Here is a 21,188-nt window from a genome sequence, read left to right on the forward strand (position 1 = left end):
CCGCCAAATCGAATTGTAAAGAGGAATATTCGATGAGGCGTGTCAGCCTTGCCCGTTATTGTCCAGGCCTTATGGTCCTGATGGCCCTGATGCTGGCGCTCGCCAGCCCGGCCTGGTCGGCCCCGGCCACACCCTTGTCCAACCTGGCGGTTGCCGAAGCGCCCGTGCTGGATGAGAACGCCAGCTTCGAGCAACTGAGCGAGCGGCTGGACCAGATCCGTCAGGGGGTCACCAACGAGGCCAACGACGATCTGCTGTCGCAACTGCGCCTGGGCGCCATGCAGGTTCAGCGCCAGGCCGATGCGTTGACTGCCCTGCGCACCACGGATGTGGAAAAAGTCGACGACCAGCTCAAGGTCATCGGCCCGGTCCAGCCGGACGAGGCCGCCACCCTGACCCAGCAGCGTAAAGCGTTGGAAGCCGAGAAGAAGGCCTTGGTAGCCCAGCAGGACCAGGCTGCCAAGCTGACCCAATCGGCCCGCGACCTGTCCACGCAAATCGTCAACCTGCGGCGCAGCCAGTTCAACTCGCAGATCACCAGCCGCGCGGCCTCACCGCTGAGCCCGGCATTCTGGCAGAGCATCATTCGTCCCACCCAGGACGATGTGGGGCGCCTGCGTGACCTGCGTGGCGAGACGGCCGATGCCATCGGCAGTGCCTTCAGCGCCGAACACCGCTGGCTGTTCATTACCAGCCTGGTGGCGGCAATCCTGGTCTGGACTTTGGTGCGCCGCGTGCTCGAGCGTTTGCTGGCCAACGCCATGGTCAGCTGGCTACCCGAAGGCCGCCTGCGCCGCAGTGCGTTGGCGCTGGGTGTGAGCCTGGCAACCCTGGGTACCATCGCCGGCTCGGTCTCGCTGCTGCGTTGGGGGCTGGAGAGCAGCGCCGAGCTGGGCTCCGATATCGCCAGCCTGGCCAACCATGTGCTCGCCCTGGTGGTGTTCAGCGCCTTCATCACTGGTCTGGGCCGCGCCATGCTGATGCTGCAACGCCCGTCCTGGCGCTTGCCGCCGATCCACGACGAAGTGGCCAGCGCGCTGGGCTGGTTCCCCAAGGTGCTGGCGTTGGCACTGATGGTCATGATGACCATGGAGCGCATCAACAGCGTGATCGGTGCCAGCCTGGCGCTGACCGTGGCGGTCAACGGCCTGACCGCGCTGGTGGTGGCGGTCACCTTCGCCTGTGCGCTGCTGCGATACCGCCGTACCCTGCGCAAGCATGACCTGGAACAGCCCACGGGCCTGGCCGGGTTGATCCCGTTCGTGATGGTGATCTGGCTGACGCTGATCCTGCTGGCCCTGCTCACCGGTTACCTGACACTCGCCTACTTCCTCACTGCCAAGCTGCTGTGGGTCAGCCTGGTGGTCACCTGTGCCTATCTGCTGACCACCTTCTTTGGCGACCTGTGCGAAACCCTGCTGTCGCCCCGCCAACCAGGCGGCCTGGCGCTGGCCTCGACCCTGGGCCTGGCGCCGCGTCACCAGGCCCAGGCCAGCACCATCCTGGCCGGCATCGGCCGCACCGTGGTGCTGTTCCTGGCACTGCTGCTGGCACTGATGCCGTCGGGCACCAGCCCCAGCGAGCTGCTGCTGAGCCTGGGCGACTGGGACGAAACCGGCGGCAAGCTGCTCGGCAACATGAACATTGTCCCCCAGGACATCCTGTTGGCGGTGGTGATGTTCCTCGGCGGTCTGTTCGCCATCCGCGTGGTAAAGCGCTGGCTGAGCGATCGCCTGCTGCCGGAAACCGACATGGACGCCGGCATGCGTGCCTCGCTGGTGACCCTGGTGGGTTACCTGGGCTTCATCTTCCTGGCCATGCTGGTGATGTCGACCCTGCGCATCAACCTCACCAGCCTGACCTGGGTGGTCAGTGCCCTGTCGGTGGGTATCGGTTTCGGCTTGCAGCAGATCGTGCAGAACTTCATCTCTGGCCTGATCCTGCTGACCGAGCGCCCGGTGAAGGTGGGCGACTGGGTCAGCCTGGCGGGCGTCGAGGGCGACATTCGCCGTATCAACGTGCGTGCCACCGAGATCCAGATGTCCGACCGTTCGACGGTAATCGTGCCCAACTCGCAGTTCATTTCCCAGAACGTGCGCAACGTGACCATGGGCAATGCCTTGGGCGTGGTCGGCATTACGCTGACGCTGCCGCTGGAGACCGATGCCAACCGCGTGCGTGAACTGCTGCTGGCGGCTTACCAGGAGCACGAGGCGATTCTGGATGCGCCGGCCACCTCGGTGTCGTTCAAGGACCTGACCAGCAGCGGGATGGTGATTGGCGTGAGTGGTTACGTGGCGGGGCCGCGGCAGGTGTCTGGTACCCGTAGCGACCTGCTGTTCACCATTCTTGGGCGCCTGCGTGATGAAGGCATTTCCTTGTCGTCGCCGCAGAGCATGGTGTTGGTGCAAGAGGGCAATCGCTCGGCTGACGAGTCGGTGTGAAGCCAATCGCCGGCAAGCCGGCTCTCACAAGGGCCGCGTCGCCTTCAAGCCATACGCAGTACCTGTGGGTTGCGGGGCGATAGCCTCGGCCAGCACCGGCTGCAGTGCAGGGCACCACCAGGGGCAGGGTGAAGAACTCGGTGTGCCGCTCCCACTTGAACGGATGCCCATCCAGGCGGGTGATGCCCTGGGCGGTTGCGGTGTCCAGGGCATCCGGGCAGCAGCGTCGCCGCCGAGCAAGGCCAGGTGGAAGACATGCGCCGGGCCGTCGAAATACAGCGACGGGCGGGCGTGCAGTTCATTGTGCAAGGCGGTGCGTTGAGGGTGCATGGGTGGTCCGGCCTGGTGTTGTGATTTTGGGGGGACCAGAGAGTGGGACTTTGCCGGGGGCCGTGAAAGTTACCTGTTGGTGACACATTTCCAGTGACACATATTGTCGCAGCGCAGCCGGCAGCTACCGCGAGATTGCGCATACAGTAGCTATTCGACGAGCAGGGAGAACCGAATGCAACCCACACTGTATACGCCACGTTTGCAGCTTCGCCCCCTCGCCCAGCGCGATGCGTCTGCCATCGAGGGCTTGCTGCAGGACCGGGAAATCGCCCAGATGACCTCGCTCATTCCCTTTCCTTACCCGCCAGGCCTGGCGAGTGCCTGGATTGGCCGGCACCCACGGCTCTGGGCGGCCAGGGAAGGGGGGGTGTGGGGGATCTGCTGCCGTGATGAGGGAACGCTGATGGGGGTGATTTCGTTGCGGGAGCTGGGCGGTGCAGCACCGGTGCTGGGGTATTGGCTGGGCAAGGCGTTCTGGGGCAATGGCCATGCAACCCAGGCTGCCAGCCGGGTTTGCCGGTATGCCAATGATGAGCTGGGGATCCCTACCCTGGCGGCCAGTTGCCTGAAGCGGAACATTGCCTCCGCCAAGGTGTTGAGCCGGGTGGGGTTCAAGGTCGTCGGGCTAGGGTTCGAGTTGCTCGACAACAAGCCGGGCCATGAAGCGGTTGTGTATCACCGCCTGGGGTAGGGGCTTGCCGGCGAATGGGCCGCATGGCATGTGTTGCCTGCACCGGCCTCTTCGCGAGTAAACCCCCTCCCACAGGTACGGCGCTGCCCTTCAGGCCTGCGCTATCCCTATGGGAGCGGCCGCAGAAATCTCAGCCCAGACACCGCGTCACATGCTTGACCGACTGGTAGGCCGACAACCCCCACGGCCCCAACTCACGCCCGATCCCGCTGCCCTTGGTACCACCCCATGAGGTCTCGACGAACACCGCCTGTACCGAGTTGATCCACACATGGCCAACCTCCAGCGCATCGGCCACTCGCTCGGCGCGCTCCAGGTCGGCGGAGCACACCGTCGCCACCAGCCCGAAACGGCTGTCGTTGGCCTCGGCAATCGCCTGTTCCTCGGTAGCAAAGCGCCGTGCGCACAGTACCGGGCCAAAGATTTCCTCGGTCCACAGGCGGCTGTCTTTCGGCACATCGGCATACAGCGTCGGGCTGACGAACCAGCCATCCCGGTCCAGCGCCTTGCCACCGGCCAGGCACTGCAGGCCTTCTTCCCGCGCCGTGGCAAAGTAGCTGGCCACCTTCAACCACTGGGCCTGACTGGTCAGTGGCCCCATATCGACCTCTTCGGTCAACGGATTACCGACCCGCAGGTTTTCCAGTGCAGCCTGCAAGCGCGTTAGCAGCGCATCGGCAATGCCGTCCTGCACCAGCAGCCGCGAAGTGGCCGAGCACATTTGCCCGGCATTCCAGGTGATGCCGGCGACGATCCATTCTACAGCCTGGTCGACATCGCAATCATCGAACACCACGATCGCCGACTTGCCACCCAGTTCCAGCGTCACCGGCCGGCACTGCGCCGACGCGCTGCGCATCACCTGGCTGCCGACGCTGTTGCTGCCGGTGAACGACAGTTTGTCCAGGCCGTTGTGGTTGCTCAGTGCGGCGCCAGTCTCGGCCTTGCCGTTGACGATGTTCAACACCCCGGCCGGCAGCCCCAGGGCATCGGCGATCTGGCCGTAGGCCTGTTCGATCAGCGGGGTGACTTCCGAGGGCTTGAGCACCACGGTGCAACCGGCAGCCAGGGCCGGGGCGAGCTTCCAGGCGCTGGTCACCAGCGGGAAGTTCCACGGCACGATCAGGCCGACCACGCCCACCGGCTCCAGGCGAGTGCGCGCAGTGAAACCCGGTGCAGCCAAGGGTACGTCACGGTTCTTCGATGGCAGTTGCTCGGCCAGTTCGGCGTAGTAGCTGAAGGTGGCGATGGCGTCGTCCAGGTCGATTTCCGCTTCGTGACGTGGCTTGCCGTTGTTGCGCATCTGCAAGCTGATCAGCGCTTCGCGGCGTTGGCCGAGTTGCTCGGCAAAACCGCGCAGGTAGGCGGCGCGTTCGCTGGCGCTGGTGTTTTTCCAGGCGGGCAGGGCGCCACGGGCAGCGGTCACGGCCTGGTCTACCTGGGCGACGCTGGCGGCCATCAGTTCGGCGAACGGTTGCCCCAGTGCAGGGTCATTGACGCTGATGCAGTCGCTGCCCTGGCCTTCGACCCAGCGGCCGGCGATGTAGTGGGAAGTGGTCATGGTCGGTTTCCAGTCAGGCCATTTCGGCAGTGGTTACCGGCGTGTGCGCGGTGCTTTTGCAACGCACCCAACGCGGGCCCAGGGGGCCATACACGCCAGCAGGTTCGGGGAACAGGTTGAGCAGCAGCAGGTACAGCACGCCGGCCAGCCCCAGGGTGACCGGCAGGCTCAGGTCGATGCCGCCGGCCAGGTCGCCCAGCGGGCCGACGAACTGCCCTGGCAGGTTGACGAAGCACAGGCCGACCGCCGCGCTGGGGATCCACGCCCCCATGCCGCGCCAGTTCCAGCCATGCAGGAACCAGTAGTGGCCGCCACGCTGGCCGCGGGTGAACACCTGCAGGTCGTCGGCATGGTAGAAGCCGCGGCGAGTGATCAGGCCGAGGATCATGATCACCATCCACGGGCTGGTGCAGGTGATGATCAGCACGGCGAAGGTCGACACGCTCTGCACCAGGTTGAAGGTGAAGCGGCCGATGAAGATGAAGCCGATCGCCAGCACACCGATCAGCAGTGTGGCGCCGGCACGGCTGAGCAGGCGTGGGAACACGCTGGACATGTCCAGGCCAGTGCCGTACAGCGCCGTGGTGCCGGTGGACATGCCACCGATTACCGCAATCAGGCACACCGGCAGGAAGAACCAGCTTGGCGCCACCGCCAGCAGGCCACCGACGTAGTTGTTGGCGGCGATGTAGTCCGGTGCCTGGGTGGCCACCAGGGTGGCGGTGCACAGGCCGAACAGGAACGGGATCAGGGTCGCGCCCTGGGCCGCGATCACCGCCAGCATGATGCGCGCCTTGGGCGTTTCACGCGGGATGTAGCGTGACCAGTCGCCGAGGAACGCACCGAACGACACCGGGTTGCTCATGGCCAGGATCGCCGCGCCGACAAAGGCCGCCCAGAAGCCCGCCTGGCCGAGGTTGACGCTGCCCGCGTAGCCGGCATCGAACGGCCCGGCAAAGGCAACGATGCCCAGCAGGAACAGCAGGCTCGAGGCCCACACGGCAACTTTGTTGACCCACAGCATGAAGCGGAAGCCGAAGATGCACACCACCAGCACCAGCACCGCGAACAGGCCGTAGGCCAGGCCCAGGGTCAGGTCGGTTTCCGGCAGGCCAGCCAGGCGCTTGGCGCCACCGACCAGGGCGTCGCCCGAGCTCCACACCGACAGCGAAAAGAACGCCACCGCGGTGAGCAGCGACAGGAACGAGCCGACGATGCGCCCGTGCACGCCAAAGTGCGCGCCCGACGACACCGCGTTGTTGGTGCCGTTGAGCGCACCGAACAGGCCCATGGGCGCGAGGATCAGCGCGCCCACGGCGACGCCGAGCAGGATCGCCCACACGCCGGCCTGGAACGACAGCCCGAACAGCACCGGGAAACTGCCCAGCACGGCGGTGGCGAAGGTATTGGCGCCGCCGAAGATCAGGCGGAACAGGTCCAGCGGGGAGGCGTCGCGTTGATCGTCGGGGATCTGTTCGACGCCGTTGGTCTCGATACCGGTCGAGTGGCTCATGGTGATGCTCCAGCGCGGTTGTTGTGGGTCGGCGCAGTGCGCGGGCCTTCTTGTGGGTGCGATGGCAGGGCGGCAGGGCCGCGTAAAAAAGCAGATCAGGCCGGCGATACGACCGACAGGTGCTCGTGGCAGGCCAGCCACTGTTCGCCGTGGCGGCGGAAGACGATGGTCTCGCGCTCGCTCAACTGGTGTTCTTCGCCGGCGATGCGGATGTGCGTGGCCACATCGTGCATGAAGATCGCCACGTCACCTTGCAGGCTCACCTGGGCATTGCCTGATTCGCAGGCGAGCACGGCGAAACCGTCGGCCTGCCACTGGGCCCAGAGTTGCTCGTAGGCACGGCGCGACAGCAGCGGTTGCGGCAGGGTGTGGAAAAGGAAGCTGGCGTCTTCGCTGAAGCAGGCGAAATAGCGGGCGGTGTCGTTGCTGGCGAACGCGGCAACGAGGTCGGCGGCGGCTTGCCGTACCTGGAGTGTCTGGTCCACGGGAGTGGCCTCACGGTTCTTGTGATTGTGGTGAAGCGATTCTGGTGGCGGTCGGCGAGGGGAAAAATCGCTGCGGGCAAATAATCAGTTCAGGAATTTGTGAAGTGACGGCTGTGCTTTCCTTACTGTGGGAGCGGACCGCTACAGCCAACAATGAGCCAACCGACTGACGGTCCCCCCCAGCTCTCATCCTTGCCTACGCTGATACTCCCAACCCGCTGAAGCAAGGAGAACTGTCATGGCCTTCCAATACAAGCGTCTGGACAAGAACAACGCTGCTGTGCTGCTGGTTGACCACCAGACTGGTCTGCTCTCGCTGGTAAGGGACATAGACCCAGACCGCTTCAAGAACAACGTCCTGGCCCTGTCGGACCTGGCCAAGTACTTCAAGCTGCCGACCATCCTCACCACCAGTTTCGAGACCGGCCCCAACGGCCCGCTGGTGCCCGAACTGAAAGAGCAGTTCCCCGACGCCCCGTACATCGCACGCCCTGGCAACATCAACGCCTGGGACAACGAGGACTTCGTCAAGGCCGTCAAAGCCACCGGCAAGAAGCAACTGCTGATCGCCGGGGTGGTGACTGAAGTGTGCGTGGCCTTCCCGGCACTGTCGGCGCTGGAGGAGGGCTTTGAGGTATTTGTCGTCACCGACGCCTCCGGCACCTTCAACGAACTGACCCGGGACTCGGCCTGGCGGCGCATGGAGGCGGCCGGGGCGCAGTTGATGACCTGGTTCGGCGTGGCCTGCGAGCTGCACCGGGACTGGCGCAATGACATCGAAGGGCTGGGGACCCTGTTCTCCAACCATATTCCGGACTACCGCAACCTGATGACCAGCTACAACAAGCTGGCCAGGTAATCCGGCCTTGAAGGCACCGCATACCCTGTGGGAGCGGGTTTACCCGCGAAGACGTCGATAGTTTCAATGACGCATTCGCGGGTGAACCCGCTCCCACACCCTCCCCGGAACACCCACCAGCACCCGCAGAATCAATGAGATAGAACCAGGCCTGCGAAATCTGCAAGCGAAGCGGCAAAGCGCCATGGATCGACCATACTGACTCTTCATCCGCCCTCAGGAGAGTGCCATGTCGAAGTCGTCCAGGAAGAAAGATCCCAGGAACCAGCCGAAAAAACTGGGCGGCAAGGCCTATGAGAAGGAACTCAAGCAGCTGCATGTGGAACTGGTGAAACTGCAGGAGTGGGTGGTCGCCAAGGGCCAGAAGGTGTGCATTGTCTTCGAGGGCCGCGACGGTGCTGGCAAGGGCGGCACCATCAAGGCCATTACCGAGCGTGTCAGCCCGCGAGTATTCCGCGTGGTGGCGCTGCCGGCACCGACCGAGCGGGAAAAGACCCAGATGTACGTACAACGCTACCTGGGGCACTTGCCCGCTGCAGGCGAGGTAGTGATCTTCGACCGCAGCTGGTACAACCGCGCCGGTGTCGAGCGGGTGATGGGCTTCTGCAGCGAAGAGCAGAGCAGCAAGTTTCTCACCGTGGTGCCGCTGTTCGAAAAGATGATGGTCGAGTCGGGGATCATCCTCATCAAGTACTGGCTGGAAGTCAGTGCCGAAGAGCAGACCCGCCGCCTGCAAGACCGCATCAACGATGGCCGCAAGCTGTGGAAGCTGTCGCCGATGGACCTCAAGTCGTACACCCGCTGGGATGAGTACACCCGGGCCCGCGACGACATGTTCGCCGCCTCCGATTCGTCCTGGGCACCTTGGTTCATGGCCCATTCCAACGACAAGCGCCGTGCCCGGCTGAACATCATCAGCCATCTGCTGACGCGCATTCCCTACAAGGACATTACCCGCGACGAGGTAGTGAAGTTGCCCAGGCGCGGCAAGATCGGCAAATACAAGGCCGTGAACTATCCGTTCAAAGTCGTCGAAGAGCGTTTCTGATCCTTCCCTGCGGGGAGCAGCGGAGAGAGCGAGCCTATGCCACATGACGGCAGCCTGTTGCAGGCGACGGTGGTGTTCCTGCTGGCCGTGGTGCTTCTGGTGCCGCTGGCGCAGCGTTTGAAAATGGGGGCAGTGCCCGGCTATCTGCTGGCGGGCATCCTGATAGGGCCGTCGGTGTTTGGCCTGCTGAACAACCCGGATAACGTGGCGCGCCTGTCGGAGATGGGTGTGGTGATGCTGCTGTTCGTCATCGGCCTGGAGCTTTCGCCGAGGCGTTTGTGGACCATGCGCCGGGCGCTGTTCGGCATCGGCTCGCTACAAGTGGGCCTGAGCGCCATAGTGCTTGGCCTGCTGGCGTACTGGCTGTTCGACCAGTCGAAGCAGGCAGCCATCGTGCTGGGCTTGGGGCTGGCGCTGTCGTCCACCGCGTTTGGCCTGCAAGTGCTGGCCGAGCGCAAGGACCTGGGCAAGCCGCATGGTCGCCTGGCCGTGGCGATCCTGTTGTTCCAGGACATTGCCGCGATCCCGCTGATTGCCGTGGTGCCGTTGCTCGGAGGTGACGTCAGTACCGCCGACGAAGGCGCCTGGCCGGTGCTGGCGGTGGTGGCTGGTATAGGTGTGGTGATTATCTTTGGCCGCTACCTGCTGACCCCTGTCTTCAAATGGACAGTCGGTTCGGGCCTGCCCGAGCTGTCGACCGCTACCGCCTTGCTGGTGGTGCTGGGCACTGCCTGGGTGATGGAGCACGTGGGCGTGTCCATGGCGCTGGGGGCATTCCTGGCGGGCGTCTTGATGGCTGAGTCGCCTTTCCGCCATGAACTGGAAACCCAGATCGAACCCATCAAGGGGCTGCTGCTGGGGCTGTTCTTCGTTGGCGTGGGGATGAGTGCCGACCTGCGCCTGCTGTTCGGCATGCCATTGCTGGTACTGGCGCTGACCCTGCTGCTGGTGGTCATCAAGCTGCCGCTGCTGTATGGCCTGGGGCGCATGGCCGGTGGGCTCAACCAGCCCCAGGCGCTGTGCCTGGGCGTAGTGCTGGCGTCTGGCGGCGAGTTTGCCTTCGTGGTGTTCAAGCTGGCACTCGACCATCAGGTGCTGGCGCAGCAGGTGCATGACCTGCTGGTGCTGGCCATCACCTTGTCGATGGCGGTGGTGCCCTTGGTAATGATGGCCCTGGCGCGGCAGTTGCGTGACGACAGCCCAGCCCAGGCAAGCCCTGAAACGGGCCACTGAATCGCGCCACATGGCGCACCTGAGTTCGGAGGTGAAGCATGCAACCGGGTCTCAAGCTGGACAGCCGCCTGTCGCGGGGCTTGCTCGATGTGCTCATCAAGGCCGGCCTGGTGGCGGCGCTGGTGATGTTCGCCTTCCAGACGTTCCAGCCGTTCCTGGAGCTGATGCTGTGGTCGGTGATCCTGGCGGTGACCTTGTATCCGCTGTATTGCCGCATCCAGCGCCGCACAGGGCTCAAGGACGGGCTTTCAGCGACGCTGGTGGTGCTACTGGTACTGGTCGTGCTGCTGGTGCCGATCTACCTGGTGGTGATGTCCATCGGCGAATCGGTGGACAGCCTGGTGACGCTGCTCAAGAGCGGTGCCTGGAGCGTGCCGGCACCGCCTGATTCGGTGGCGGCCTGGCCATTGATCGGGCCGAAGGTGCATGCCCTGTGGCTGGCCGCTTCGGAAAACATGGCCGGTGTGCTGAACCAGTGGATGCCCCAGCTCAAGGGCGCCGGGCGCACGGTGCTGGGTGCAGCAGCCAGCGCAGGGGGGGCGTTCCTGTTGTTCATCGCGGCGATCATCGTCTCGGGCATCATCATGGCGTTTGGTGACCGCGGTGAAATCGCGGCGCAGCGCATTGCCATGCGGGTGTCGGGCGAGGAGCGTGGCAAGCCACTGGCCAAGCTGTGCACCGCCACCATTCGCGCGGTGGCCCAGGGCGTGATCGGCATTGCCTTCATCCAGATGCTGCTGATCGGTGTCGGCTTCGTCATCAAAGGGGTACCGGGGGCGGGGATGCTGGCCATCGTCATCCTCATGCTGGGGATTGCCCAGGCGCCGGCCACGTTGATCACGGTGCCGGTGATCATCTACGTATTCAACGTCGAAGGCTTTACCGTGGCGACCATCATCTTCGCCATCTACAGCTTTGTCGCCGGGCTTGCCGACAACGTGCTCAAGCCGCTGCTGCTGGGGCGCGGGGTGGACGTGCCGATGCCGGTGGTGTTGATCGGGGCGCTGGGCGGCATGGTGGTCAAAGGCATCATCGGCCTGTTCATCGGCCCGGTGATCCTTGGCGTCACCTACGTGCTGTTCTGGCAGTGGGTGGCGCTGCAGGTGCCGGAAAACCCCGTCGAGCCATCGGCGTAAGCCAAGGCCCGCCATGCCCGGACGCTTCCATGGTTGTGCACTGAGCCTGGCTGCCATGTTGGTGGGCTGTACCCAGGTCGGCCCGGATTTCCGGCCGCCGCAGGACCCGTGGCTGGGCACCTGGAACACCCCGCTGCTGGAACAGGCAGGGCGGCAGGCCGCAGCGCCCGACCTGCGCCAGTGGTGGGCCGTGTTCGCCGACCCGGCCCTGGATGCCTTGATCGCCGAGGCCGATGCCAACAACAGCAACCTGCGCGTGGCTGGCTTGCGTATTGCCGAAGCCCGTGCCCAGCTGGCCATCGTGCAGACCGGGCGTTATCCACAGCTGCAGCAACTGCGCGCCCAGAGCCTGTACCTGAAACAGGACCAGTCCGGCACCGCCACCGCTCGCGACTCGGTGTTCTGGCAATCCAGTGCGGGCTTCGACATCGGCTGGGAAATCGACTTCTGGGGGCGCTTCAGCCGCGCCATCGAAAGCGCCGACGCCGTCTACTTTGCCTCCCAGGCCAACTACGCCGATGTCATGCTGCTGTTGCGTGCGCAGGTGGCCGACACCTACTTTGCCCTGCGCACCGCCGAAGCGCGGCTGGATATCGCCGAGGAAAACGCCCGCCGTCAGGCGCGCAGCCTGGAGATAACCGAGCGGCTGTTCCGGCATGGCGAAAACGACGAACTCGACTGGCAACAGGCGCGCACCCAGTACCTGGCTACCCAGGCCACCATCCCCGAGTTCCAGAACCAGCTCAATGCCCTGCGCAACGTGCTGTGCTCGCTGCTCGGCAGGCCGCCCGGGCCGCTGCCGCAGCTCGATGCAGGCCACGGCCAGCTGCCGTTGCCGGACCGTGCCGTGCTGCAGGACGTGCCTGCCAGCCTGCTGCAGCGCCGCCCGGACATCCGCGCCGCCGAACAGGCGGTGGCGGCACAGTCGGCGCTGGTCGGGGTGGCCGAGGCCGATCTTTATCCACAGCTGAGCCTGCTGGGCAGCATTGGCTGGAGCTTCGTCTCGGCCAATCACCTGCCCGATACCTTCGACATCGCCGCCGGGCCCAGCCTGATCTGGAACCCGTTCGACTATGGCCGGCGCAAGAACGCCGTGCGCGTGGAAGATGCCCGCTTGCAGCAACTGATCGAGCTGTATCACCAGGATGTGCGCGAAGCCGCGCGCGAGGCCGACGATGCCGCCAGCGGGCTGGTGCGCTCGCTGCAGAGTGCAAGTATCCGCGAGCAGGCCTCGCAGGCCGCGCAGCGCTCGCTGAACCTGGCCAGCTCGCAGTACCGCGAAGGCTTTGCCGACTTCCAGCGCGTGCTCGACGCCCAGCAACTGCTGCTGCAGCAACAGGACGGTTACCTGGTCAGCCGCGGCAATGCCGTCAGCAGCCTGGTGACGCTGTACAAGGCCCTGGGTGGCGGTTGGGACGCCAGCCGCGCACCGATCGACCCGGCCACGCGCCAACAGATGCAGCAACGCACCGACTGGGGCGATCTGCTCGACGAGCCAGCCCCCAGCGCACATGCACAAGGTGAACCGAAATGAGCGACGCCACGCCAACGCCAACCCCCGATCGCGGCATGCGCTGGGTGCTGCTGCTGATTGCCGTGAGCCTGCTGTGGTACCTGCTGGCCGACCGTTTCACGCCCTACACCCAGCAGGCCCGCCTGCAGGCCTACGTGGTGCCGGTGAGTGCCGAGGTGGCCGGGCAGGTGAAGCGTGTGGCGGTGGGCAACAACCAGGAAGTGCGCAAGGGCGATGTGCTGTTCGAGCTGGACCAGGAGCAGTACCGCATCGCCCTGGCCCGCGCCGAAGCCGACCTGGACACGGTACGCCGGCAGATCGGCGCCCACACCGCCGGCATCGACTCGGCCCAGGCGGCACTGGTGGCGGCCCAGGCCAACGAGCGCAAGGCGCGGCAGGACGCCGAGCGGCTCAAGCGCCTGATCGATGAAGACCCCGGCACGGTGTCGGTACGCCGCCTGGAAGGCGCCCAGGCCACCCGTGACCAGGCCATCAGCCAGGTGGCGGCAGCCCGTGCCGAAGTGGAGCGGGCCCGTGAGCAGCAGGGCGGGGCGCAGGACGACAACGCCCAGCTGCGCAGCGCGGCGGCCAATGTGGAAAAAGCCCGCCTGGACCTGGCGCGCACCGTGGTACGCGCCGACGCGAACGGGCTGATCACCGACCTGCGTACCGACGTTGGCCACTATGTCGGCGCTGGCAGCCCGATGATGACTCTGATCGCCATCCATGACGTGTGGATAAGTGCCGACATGACCGAGAACAACCTCGGTCGGCTGCGCCCTGAAACCCCGGTGCTGGTAGTGCTCGATGCGCTGCCCGGCACGGTGTTGAAGGGGCGTATTCGCAGCATTGGCTACGGCGTGAGCGTGGGCCAGAGTACCCCGCCGGGTACGTTGCCGACCGTGCAGAACAGCCGCGAGTGGCTGCGCTCGGCCCAGCGCTTCCCGGTGATCGTTGAACTGGAGCGTGACCAGTTGCAGGACAAGACCGGTTTGCGGGTCGGCGGCCAGGCCGAAGTCATGGCGCTGCCCAGCGAGGGCAACCCATTGAACCTGCTGGGCCGGTTGTTCATGTGGCTGATGAGCTGGCTGTCTTATGCCTATTGAGCTGCGCCGCCTGCGCGCCCTGCGCCTGGCCTGGGGCGTGGCGCTGTGCCTGGCGGTGAGTTTTGGCATCGGCCTGCCGGTGCCGATCCTGGCGCCGGTGTTCGCGGTGCTGTTGCTGGCCATGCGCAGCCAGCCCTTGCCCCTGCGTGCGGCACCGGCCCTGGCGGTGCTGGTGCTGCTCAGTTGCGGCAGCGGGCTGCTGCTGATTCCGCTGCTGCGCCATGCCCCGATGAGTGGGGTTTTGCTGGTGGGGGTGGGGGTTTTTCTGACTTTGCGTTATGCGCTGAAAGGCGGCAACGGCCTGCTAGCCAATTTGCTGGTCATCGGCCTGACCATGATCGCTGCTGCTGGCACCAGCGACTTCACCTTGGCGCTATCGGTGGTCGAAGCGCTGGCCAAAGGCATGCTGCTGGCGGTGCTGGGCACGGCGGCGGCGCATGTGCTGTTTCCCGAGCCGGCCAATGCGCCGGCGCCACCGGCACCACCGTTGCTCGACAGTGACCAGGTGAGCTGGGTCGCTTTGCGTGCCACGCTGATCGTGATGCCGGCCTTTTTGCTGGCGCTGATTGCCCCGGACCAGTACATGCCTCTGATCATGAAGGCAGTGAGCCTGGGGCAGCAGGCCGGTGAGACCCGCGCGCGACATGCCAGCCGCGAGCTGATCGGCTCGACCTTGCTTGCCGGGTTGCTGGCGATACTGATGTGGGGCGCGTTGAGCCTGTTCGTGCACCTGTGGATGTTTTTCCTGTGGGTGCTGCTGTTCGTCCTTTGGCAGGGGCGCAGGCTCTACCGTGCGGTGGATACCAGGCAAAGCCCGGCGTACTGGGTGAGTTGCCTGACGACCATGCTGATTTTGCTGGGGCAGTCGGTGCAGGACAGCGCGGGCGGGCAGGATGTGTACCGCGCCTTTGCCGTGCGCATGGCGCTGTTTCTGGTGGTGTCGGTGTACGCTAGCGCCATGCTCATATGGATTGATCGGCGTCGCGTTCGGACTGTTTAGCTCTTCTGTACTGGCCTCTTCGCGGGCACGCCCGCTCCCACAGGGATCGCACAAACTTCAAGGTTGTCGTTGTACCTGTGGGAGCGGGTTTACCCGCGAAGAGGCCAGCACAGGAAACCCTAGGGCCTCCAGTCAACCCCACTCTCTTCCAGATAGGCATCCACCGCTGCACCTACAGTGGGATGGAATGCCGACTCCCCCATATGCTCGAACAACTCGAACTGCCGCATCTTGTCCTTTACCGGGTCCTTCATCTCGGCAAACTGCAATTCCACCCCCTGCGCCTCCAGCGCCCGGTCCAGCTCGGCCAGCATGTCCGCCGAGGTGATATCGATGCTGGTCACCGGCTCCGCCGCAATCACCAGCCGTTGGACCGGGGTAGGCGACGCATCCACCGCAGCCATCACCGTGTTCTGGAACTGCTCGGCATTGGCAAAGAACAGCGGCGCATCCCAACGCAGCAGCACCAGCCCCGGAATGCGTCGGGCCTGTGGATAACGCAGCACGTCATGGTAGCCACGGGTGCCATCCACCCGGCCCAGCACCGCATGATGCGGCCGCCAGCCGTCCCACAGGAATTCGATCACCGACACCGCCACGGCAATGCCGATACCGGGAATGGCCCCGAATACCGCCACGCCGACGAAGCAGGTGAATGACAGCCAGAACTCCCATTGCTGCATGCGGAAGATGCGCTTGAGGTCGGCAAACTCGAACAGGCCCAACGCTGCGGCAATCACCACCGCCGCCAGGGCGCTGTTGGGCAGGTGTTGCATCAGGTTGGGCGCCACCAGCAGCAACAAGGTTACCGCCAGCGCACCGATGATGCCGGTGAGCTGGGTCTGCGAGCCGGCCGCTTCGGCCACGGGGGTACGTGACGAGCTGCTGCTGATGGGGATGCCCTGGAACAGCCCGGAGGCCAGGTTGGCCACACCCAGGCCGAACATTTCCTGGTTCGGGTTGACCGGCATCTTCATGCGCGCGGCATAGGAGCGCGACAGCACACTGGTATCGGCGAATGACACCAGCGCCACGGCAATCCCGCCCAGTACCACCTCGACCAGGTCGATGTCGGTGACCCAGGGAAACACGAAGCTTGGCAGGCCTTGGGGCAACTGGCCGAGCACTTTCACACCTTGCTGGTCGAGCCCTAGCAGACTCACCGCCAGCGTGGCCAGTACCACCGCAATGAGAATGCCCGGCAAGCGCTTGAACGGCTTGAGCAGCAGGATCAGCGCCAGGCTGCCGCCGCCGACCACGAAGCTTGGCCAGTGCCCTTGGCCGGCAAGCAGTGCTTCGGCCAATTGCCAAAGGTCGCGCAAGGGGCCCTGGCTATCGACTTTGATACCGAATAGCTTGGGCAACTGGCTGATCAGCACCGTGAGGGCGATGCCGTTCATGTAGCCATAGCGGATCGGCTTGGACAGCAACTCGGTGATGAAGCCCAGGCGCAGCAGCCCGGCGATCACGCAGAACGCCCCGGCAACCAGGGCCATCAGGCTGGCGATGGCGATAGCCCGCTGCGGGTCGCTGGCGGCGTACTGCACCACTACCGCCAGGATCGGTGCGGCCAGCGCCGAGTCCGGGCCCAGCACCAGGATGCGGCTGGGGCCGAACAGGGCATAGGCCAGCAGCGGGATGATGGTGGCGTACAGGCCGTAGATGCCGGGTACGCCAGATGCCTCGGCATAGGCGATGCCCACCGGCACCAGCATGGTGGTGAGCACCAGGCCGGCGGCGATGTCCCTGGGCAGCCAGGCGGGTTGGTAGTGGAGCAGGGTGACCAGGCCGGGGAGCCAGCGTTGCCAGTCGAGGCGGGGTTTTTCGGGCATGGGGCGTGCGTCCAGGGGAGGGTGCTGAATCACAGCTTAGATGCTGAATTTCGGCGCCGCTCTGCGGCCCTATCGCGACACAAGGTGATCTGGTCAAGTAATTTTGGACACCGGTTAAGGTTCATGCCGCTGCGTTGAGCTTTTTTCATGGCCGTTGTAGCTGTGGAGGCGCTTGAGGTTGTAGCGCATCAGGCAAGCCTGGATATCTATTCGTGCCTGCGCTTCGGTCTCATAACCTCCTGCCGGGACCCATTCTGATTTCAATGCCCCGAAAAATCGTACTCCCCCCTCAGATGAAGCCCCAGCGTGATGCTGGGGTTTCGGTTTTCAAACGGTCTGAATCGATGCTGTTCGGGCCTCGCGTTTGAGGATCAGGTCGAGCAGCAGAGCCAGAATCAAGGCACCTGCAGCGACGCTGAACAGCACGCCATGATGACCGTTGCTGCTTGCGAACAGCGCTGAGTATCCATATCCCGCAATGGCTTGGAAGCTTGCGAAAGCTACTGTAGCGCGGCTCCAAGTCGCGTTCTGCTGCGTGTGCCCCTCTACCAGATTGTGCACCCGAGCAAGGACCAAAGGAACGATACCTGGCGGGAATGAGCCTATGAGCAATGCCGCTGCTCCAAGCAGGCGCAGATCATGGGTCTCAATCAGTACACCTACTGCGATAAGTTGGGCAATCAGGACAATCCGAATGCCTGTCCGAGCGCCCAGATGATCCGCCAACAGCCCGTAAAGCACCGGACCTGCAATGGCACCGATACCGTACAGGCCCCACATCAACGCTCCTGCATGGGTTCCTGCACCAAGGCCGCGGCTAACGTAGTCCACCAGGAACATCATGGGGGCAACCAGCGCAGTCGCCATCAAAGCGTACTGGCCAAACAAAACCATTACGGCGGATGAGGTTGCAGCTTCAGGTGTAGTCGGTGTCGCTTGATGGTGAGGATGATCGGCCGGCCACCCCGCCCAGCTGCTGACAGTGAGCGCGAATGAGAGTGCCGCTAAACCAAGCCAGGTTTGCTGAAGCCCTTTGGCCAACAGCCAGGGAACCAGGCTTGCAGCTCCTGCGATTCCCAATCCGATACCAAGGAAAATCGCGCCACTTGCGAGGCCCCTTCGGTTGGCAGATACATGTGGCAGGATAGCAGTTGCTGCCAGCACCATGATCACGCCACCGGCGATGCCTGAAAGCAGACGCCAGAAGAAGAACCAGCTCACCGACAGCGGCCAGGCGCAGCCAAGGAATGCCAAGCTGACCATGACCATCATGACACGCAGCACGGTTGCGCTTGACCATCTGGCGGCCATTGGCCGGCCAATCAAAGCTCCAATCAGGTAGCCGGCCAGGTTTGCCGCGCCAAGGAAAACGACTGCAGAGCTGGCAAACCAATGGGCTTCAATAAGTGCCGGGATGAGTGGTGTATAAGCGAATCGCGCCAATCCGATGCCGACGAGGCTGGCACAGAGACCAGCCCAAATCGGTAGCCAGGGGGCACGTTGTGTGGATGTAGTCATGACTTCCCCCTGCGCCGTTCGCGGCGTGAAAGGTTAGACGGGATTGAGTTGGGCTTTCGCAGTCCGAGCTTTGATGTTGGCCACCAGCGCATCGAGGCTCAGCGCACCGCCGCCAAAGGCTGCGATCTGCAACAAACCGCCGGCAATGGAAATGTTCTTGAAGAAGTTAATGAACTGACCTTGATCAGCCAGATTGTTATGGAAAGCAAACGCTGCCATTACCGTGAATAGAGCCATGACCACGGCGACAATGCGCGTTTGAAAACCAATGATCAACAGTGTGGCGAGACCAAGTTCCACACCAAGTGCGGCCAAGTAGCTCAGCAATGGGAGCGGCAAACCACTTGACTCGATATAAGCAATGGTTCCCTCTGGTGAGGCCAGCTTGCTGAAGCCGCTAAGCAAGAAAAGAACAGCCAACAATACGCGGCCGATTACTGCAGTGGTATTTTTTAGTGAGTTCATTTGATTGCTCCTGATTTTAAAGTTTGCCGAAGTGGCTTTCGATGGAGAAATCATAAATTCAGGCCAACTTGGCAACAATATGAACACTTTCGATTTGACTGTTTCAAAATCAGGGACAATTGGCACCGTACAGAACTGGCTGGGGCATCCAGCCAGTCTGTCGATCAAGTTACGGGTGTACGGGGTAGTCGATGTAGCCGCGTTCGTTGCCACCGAAGAAGGTGGTCGGATCAGGTGTATTGAGTTCCAATCCATCTCGAATCCGGCGTGGTAGATCCGGGTTGGCCAGGAACGGCCGACCGAAAGCCACAACGTCCGCGCGTCCTTCCCGAATCGCTTTCTCCGCAGAGGCCGCGTCATAACCGCCTGCGATGATCAACACACCGTTCCAAGCGTCACGCAGCTTCAAGATGATCTCGTCCCAGCGCGGGTCGAAGTTTTCGTCCTTCACCGTACCGACAACGGCAGGCTCTACGAGGTGGAGATACGCCAGCCCATAGCGGTTCAACGACTCCACGATGTAGGTGAAGGTCTCGATGGGGGTGTCGTCTCCCATGCCCATGAAACGTCCCATCGGGGTAAGACGCACACCGACGCGGTCTGCACCGATCTCTTGCGCAACTGCCTGAACGATCGCCAGGAGCAGGCGCGCCCGATTCTGATAAGTACCACCGTATGGGTCATTGCGCTTGTTGCTGTTGCTGTTGATGAATTGGTCGAGCAGATAGCCGTTGCCCGCATGGATTTCCACGCCGTCCATACCGGCCTCGATGGCGTTAAGCGCGGCGATGCGGTAGTCATCAATGATTGCGGCGATTTCTTCGGTTTCTAGCGCGCGCGGTACCGGCACATCCCCCCACACCCCGTTACCATCTTCGTCGACAATGAAGGTCTTGCCAGGCGCTGCGATGGCACTCGGTGCCACAGGCAGAGCGTTATCCGGCTGGAAGCTGGGATGCGAAACGCGGCCAACGTGCCAAAGTTGCATGAAGATGCGTCCATCGAGTTCGTGCACCTCATCGCTTACACGTTTCCAGGCCTGAATCTGTTCAGGGGTATAGATACCTGGAGTCCATGCGTAACCTTGCCCCTGTTGAGAGATTTGCGTGGCCTCGGTAATGATTAGAGCCGCGCTTGCCCGCTGGCCATAATACTCCGCAGCCATTGATGTCGGGACATCCCCAGGTTGACCAGCGCGAGACCGGGTCAATGGAGCCATCGCAATGCGATGAGGAAGTTCTAAGGCGCCCACACGAATGGGATTGAACAGATGGCTGGTCATTACTCAGTTCCTTTTGAAGTAAATTCAATAAATTCAAGAGATGAAACATCGTCGCTTCTGTTTGATGAAGTTAGGTTAATACCCAGACCGAAAATTGATAATCCGCAAAACCGGAGCAAGTGCATTGCGCAACTCGCAAAACCTGGGATCTCTGCCCTAAAGCGCAGTACGAGCTTTACCTCTGTAAACCCGCAGCACGTCAGCCATGACCGACAAGGCGATCTCGGCCGGGGTTCTGGAACCGATATCCAGGCCTATGGGCATGTGCAAGCGGTCTACGTCGGTAGACGACAGGCCGCCGATTCGCCGCAACCTCTCTGCTCGCTTTTCCGAAGTGCGCTTGGAGCCCATTGCACCGATATAGAAGGCAGGGGTGTGCACAGCTTCCATCAAGGCGAGGTCATCGATTTTCGGGTCATGGGTGAGCGCAACGACGGCTGTCGCTTCGTGGCAACCTCCATTGGCGATGTACAGCGAGGGCAACAGCGGAATCAGAGGCACCCCTTCGATTGGCATTTCGGCCGCTTCTTCCCGCGGATCGCAGGCAATCACTTCGAACCCGAGGGCTTTGGCGAACTGACCACAGGCCTGGGCGACGGGTGACATGCCGGCAAGTAGCAGGCGAAGTGCAGGACCTAGGTTAATTTCCAGACGGCTACCACGGCGAGTCACGGTGTCGGCTCCGTCTGCGTAACGCCGGGAGCTGAACAGGTCGCTTTCAAGTTCGATTATCCGCGTCAGCCGGTGCTGGCCACGCATTGCGTCGAGCAACTGGCTCAGGTGAGCCTTCCATTCCACGGTTGGTTCTCGATGCTCGACCAACACATCCAGGCTGCCGCCACAGGGAAGTTGCAGGCGGCTTCGCTCTTCAGCGGTACGTCCGTAACTGACAACCTGGGTGGGGGCCGCGTGCTCGCCACGGCCCAGCGCTTGGAGGAATTCTTCTTCGACGCAGCCACCCGACAACGAGCCGCAGTGCGCGCCGGACTGCGTGGCCACCAGCATTGCACCAGGCGATCTCGGCGCCGAACCGAAGGTGGAGAGCACGGTGCACAACCACATGCTTTGCCCTTCGTCGGCCCAGGCCAGTGCTTGCTCGAGTACCTTCACATCAAGATGCTGCATCTGCCGTTACCTTTCCAAGCACTTGACCGAACGTCGGCGACCTG

At 63.3% G+C, this 21,188-nt stretch carries 17 protein-coding genes and 1 pseudogene; 9 read left to right on the forward strand and 9 right to left on the reverse strand.

From position 1 onward, the window contains the following. Nucleotides 1–32 precede the first annotated feature (32 nt). Complete coding sequence (locus M2S36_RS11395; protein WP_207832367.1) at nucleotides 33–2,444, forward strand: DUF3772 domain-containing protein; 2,412 nt, start codon at nucleotides 33–35, stop codon at nucleotides 2,442–2,444. Nucleotides 2,445–2,513: 69 nt separating this feature from the next. Here M2S36_RS11395 and M2S36_RS11400 read toward each other — a convergent pair. Next, nucleotides 2,514–2,774, reverse strand: a pseudogene (locus M2S36_RS11400) (DUF3422 family protein); the annotation flags it as partial. A gap of 175 nt (nucleotides 2,775–2,949) precedes the next feature. On the opposite strand from M2S36_RS11400, the gene M2S36_RS11405 reads away from it, so the two are divergent. Continuing rightward, nucleotides 2,950–3,468 carry a GNAT family N-acetyltransferase gene (locus M2S36_RS11405; RefSeq protein WP_333957178.1) on the forward strand — a complete coding sequence of 173 codons (519 nt, stop codon included), beginning with the start codon at nucleotides 2,950–2,952 and terminating at the stop codon, nucleotides 3,466–3,468. Between the two features lie 130 nt (nucleotides 3,469–3,598). Here the strand turns inward: M2S36_RS11405 and M2S36_RS11410 are convergent, their stop codons facing one another. The 3 genes from M2S36_RS11410 to M2S36_RS11420 form a co-directional block, all read right to left on the reverse strand. Beyond that, the gene (locus M2S36_RS11410) at nucleotides 3,599–5,029 is read right to left on the reverse strand and encodes an aldehyde dehydrogenase family protein (protein WP_207832372.1); all 1,431 of its coding nucleotides are present in this window, start codon (nucleotides 5,027–5,029) and stop codon (nucleotides 3,599–3,601) included. 13 nt (nucleotides 5,030–5,042) lie between these two features. After that, nucleotides 5,043–6,542, reverse strand: coding sequence for a purine-cytosine permease family protein (locus M2S36_RS11415; protein ID WP_207832374.1), 1,500 nt, complete (start codon nucleotides 6,540–6,542; stop codon nucleotides 5,043–5,045). 95 nt (nucleotides 6,543–6,637) lie between these two features. Beyond that, a complete protein-coding gene (locus M2S36_RS11420) occupies nucleotides 6,638–7,027 on the reverse strand; it encodes a YybH family protein (protein WP_207832376.1) in 390 nt (129 codons plus the stop codon). Between the two features lie 238 nt (nucleotides 7,028–7,265). Here M2S36_RS11420 and ycaC point away from each other — a divergent pair, with 238 nt between their 5' ends. The 7 genes from ycaC to M2S36_RS11455 all read left to right on the forward strand — a co-directional run bounded on the left by ycaC (nucleotide 7,266) and on the right by M2S36_RS11455 (nucleotide 14,922). After that, nucleotides 7,266–7,886 carry an isochorismate family cysteine hydrolase YcaC gene (gene ycaC, locus M2S36_RS11425; RefSeq protein ID WP_186673804.1) on the forward strand — a complete coding sequence of 207 codons (621 nt, stop codon included), beginning with the start codon at nucleotides 7,266–7,268 and terminating at the stop codon, nucleotides 7,884–7,886. Between the two features lie 229 nt (nucleotides 7,887–8,115). Beyond that, nucleotides 8,116–8,934, forward strand: coding sequence for a polyphosphate kinase 2 (gene ppk2, locus M2S36_RS11430; RefSeq protein ID WP_333957181.1), 819 nt, complete (start codon nucleotides 8,116–8,118; stop codon nucleotides 8,932–8,934). Between the two features lie 36 nt (nucleotides 8,935–8,970). Then, on the forward strand, nucleotides 8,971–10,167 hold the full coding sequence (locus M2S36_RS11435; protein ID WP_207832379.1) for a monovalent cation:proton antiporter-2 (CPA2) family protein: 1,197 nt from the start codon (nucleotides 8,971–8,973) through the stop codon (nucleotides 10,165–10,167). A gap of 38 nt (nucleotides 10,168–10,205) precedes the next feature. After that, on the forward strand, nucleotides 10,206–11,303 hold the full coding sequence (locus tag M2S36_RS11440) for an AI-2E family transporter (RefSeq protein WP_207832381.1): 1,098 nt from the start codon (nucleotides 10,206–10,208) through the stop codon (nucleotides 11,301–11,303). A gap of 13 nt (nucleotides 11,304–11,316) precedes the next feature. Next, entirely contained in the window at nucleotides 11,317–12,837 is a 1,521-nt protein-coding gene (locus M2S36_RS11445) for an efflux transporter outer membrane subunit (RefSeq protein WP_207832383.1), read from the forward strand. After that, nucleotides 12,834–13,922: an HlyD family secretion protein gene (locus M2S36_RS11450; RefSeq protein ID WP_207832386.1), complete on the forward strand. Its 1,089-nt coding sequence runs from the start codon at nucleotides 12,834–12,836 to the stop codon at nucleotides 13,920–13,922. Before M2S36_RS11445 ends, M2S36_RS11450 begins: the two co-directional genes overlap by 4 nt. After that, on the forward strand, nucleotides 13,912–14,922 hold the full coding sequence (locus M2S36_RS11455; RefSeq protein ID WP_333957182.1) for a DUF2955 domain-containing protein: 1,011 nt from the start codon (nucleotides 13,912–13,914) through the stop codon (nucleotides 14,920–14,922). Before M2S36_RS11450 ends, M2S36_RS11455 begins: the two co-directional genes overlap by 11 nt. A 119-nt stretch (nucleotides 14,923–15,041) precedes the next feature. Here M2S36_RS11455 and M2S36_RS11460 read toward each other — a convergent pair whose 3' ends face one another. The 5 genes from M2S36_RS11460 to M2S36_RS11480 form a co-directional block, all read right to left on the reverse strand. After that, nucleotides 15,042–16,754, reverse strand: coding sequence for a SulP family inorganic anion transporter (locus M2S36_RS11460; protein WP_207832390.1), 1,713 nt, complete (start codon nucleotides 16,752–16,754; stop codon nucleotides 15,042–15,044). A gap of 327 nt (nucleotides 16,755–17,081) precedes the next feature. Further along, nucleotides 17,082–18,272 (reverse strand): YbfB/YjiJ family MFS transporter, encoded by a 1,191-nt coding sequence (locus tag M2S36_RS11465; RefSeq protein ID WP_207832392.1) that lies wholly within the window; start codon nucleotides 18,270–18,272, stop codon nucleotides 17,082–17,084. 33 nt (nucleotides 18,273–18,305) lie between these two features. After that, nucleotides 18,306–18,737 carry a DoxX family protein gene (locus M2S36_RS11470; RefSeq protein WP_207832394.1) on the reverse strand — a complete coding sequence of 144 codons (432 nt, stop codon included), beginning with the start codon at nucleotides 18,735–18,737 and terminating at the stop codon, nucleotides 18,306–18,308. 169 nt (nucleotides 18,738–18,906) lie between these two features. Continuing rightward, nucleotides 18,907–20,019, reverse strand: coding sequence for an alkene reductase (locus tag M2S36_RS11475; protein ID WP_207832396.1), 1,113 nt, complete (start codon nucleotides 20,017–20,019; stop codon nucleotides 18,907–18,909). Between the two features lie 156 nt (nucleotides 20,020–20,175). Then, the gene (locus M2S36_RS11480) at nucleotides 20,176–21,144 is read right to left on the reverse strand and encodes an XdhC family protein (protein ID WP_207832397.1); all 969 of its coding nucleotides are present in this window, start codon (nucleotides 21,142–21,144) and stop codon (nucleotides 20,176–20,178) included. Between the last annotated feature and the right edge of the window lie 44 nt (nucleotides 21,145–21,188).

The organism is Pseudomonas sp. SF2, from assembly GCF_036858055.1.
GTDB lineage: Bacteria > Pseudomonadota > Gammaproteobacteria > Pseudomonadales > Pseudomonadaceae > Aquipseudomonas.

Coding starts and splice junctions, on each gene's coding strand:
- M2S36_RS11455 (WP_333957182.1), top strand. CDS start 13,912: ATGCCTATTGAGCTGCGCCGCCTGCGCGCCCTGCGCCTGGCCTGGGGC.
- M2S36_RS11460 (WP_207832390.1), bottom strand. CDS start 16,754: ATGCCCGAAAAACCCCGCCTCGACTGGCAACGCTGGCTCCCCGGCCTG.
- M2S36_RS11435 (WP_207832379.1), top strand. CDS start 8,971: ATGCCACATGACGGCAGCCTGTTGCAGGCGACGGTGGTGTTCCTGCTG.
- M2S36_RS11445 (WP_207832383.1), top strand. CDS start 11,317: ATGCCCGGACGCTTCCATGGTTGTGCACTGAGCCTGGCTGCCATGTTG.
- M2S36_RS11450 (WP_207832386.1), top strand. CDS start 12,834: ATGAGCGACGCCACGCCAACGCCAACCCCCGATCGCGGCATGCGCTGG.
- M2S36_RS11410 (WP_207832372.1), bottom strand. CDS start 5,029: ATGACCACTTCCCACTACATCGCCGGCCGCTGGGTCGAAGGCCAGGGC.
- M2S36_RS11395 (WP_207832367.1), top strand. CDS start 33: ATGAGGCGTGTCAGCCTTGCCCGTTATTGTCCAGGCCTTATGGTCCTG.
- M2S36_RS11470 (WP_207832394.1), bottom strand. CDS start 18,737: ATGAACTCACTAAAAAATACCACTGCAGTAATCGGCCGCGTATTGTTG.
- M2S36_RS11465 (WP_207832392.1), bottom strand. CDS start 18,272: ATGACTACATCCACACAACGTGCCCCCTGGCTACCGATTTGGGCTGGT.
- M2S36_RS11480 (WP_207832397.1), bottom strand. CDS start 21,144: ATGCAGCATCTTGATGTGAAGGTACTCGAGCAAGCACTGGCCTGGGCC.
- M2S36_RS11405 (WP_333957178.1), top strand. CDS start 2,950: ATGCAACCCACACTGTATACGCCACGTTTGCAGCTTCGCCCCCTCGCC.
- ycaC (WP_186673804.1), top strand. CDS start 7,266: ATGGCCTTCCAATACAAGCGTCTGGACAAGAACAACGCTGCTGTGCTG.
- M2S36_RS11415 (WP_207832374.1), bottom strand. CDS start 6,542: ATGAGCCACTCGACCGGTATCGAGACCAACGGCGTCGAACAGATCCCC.
- M2S36_RS11475 (WP_207832396.1), bottom strand. CDS start 20,019: ATGACCAGCCATCTGTTCAATCCCATTCGTGTGGGCGCCTTAGAACTT.
- ppk2 (WP_333957181.1), top strand. CDS start 8,116: ATGTCGAAGTCGTCCAGGAAGAAAGATCCCAGGAACCAGCCGAAAAAA.
- M2S36_RS11440 (WP_207832381.1), top strand. CDS start 10,206: ATGCAACCGGGTCTCAAGCTGGACAGCCGCCTGTCGCGGGGCTTGCTC.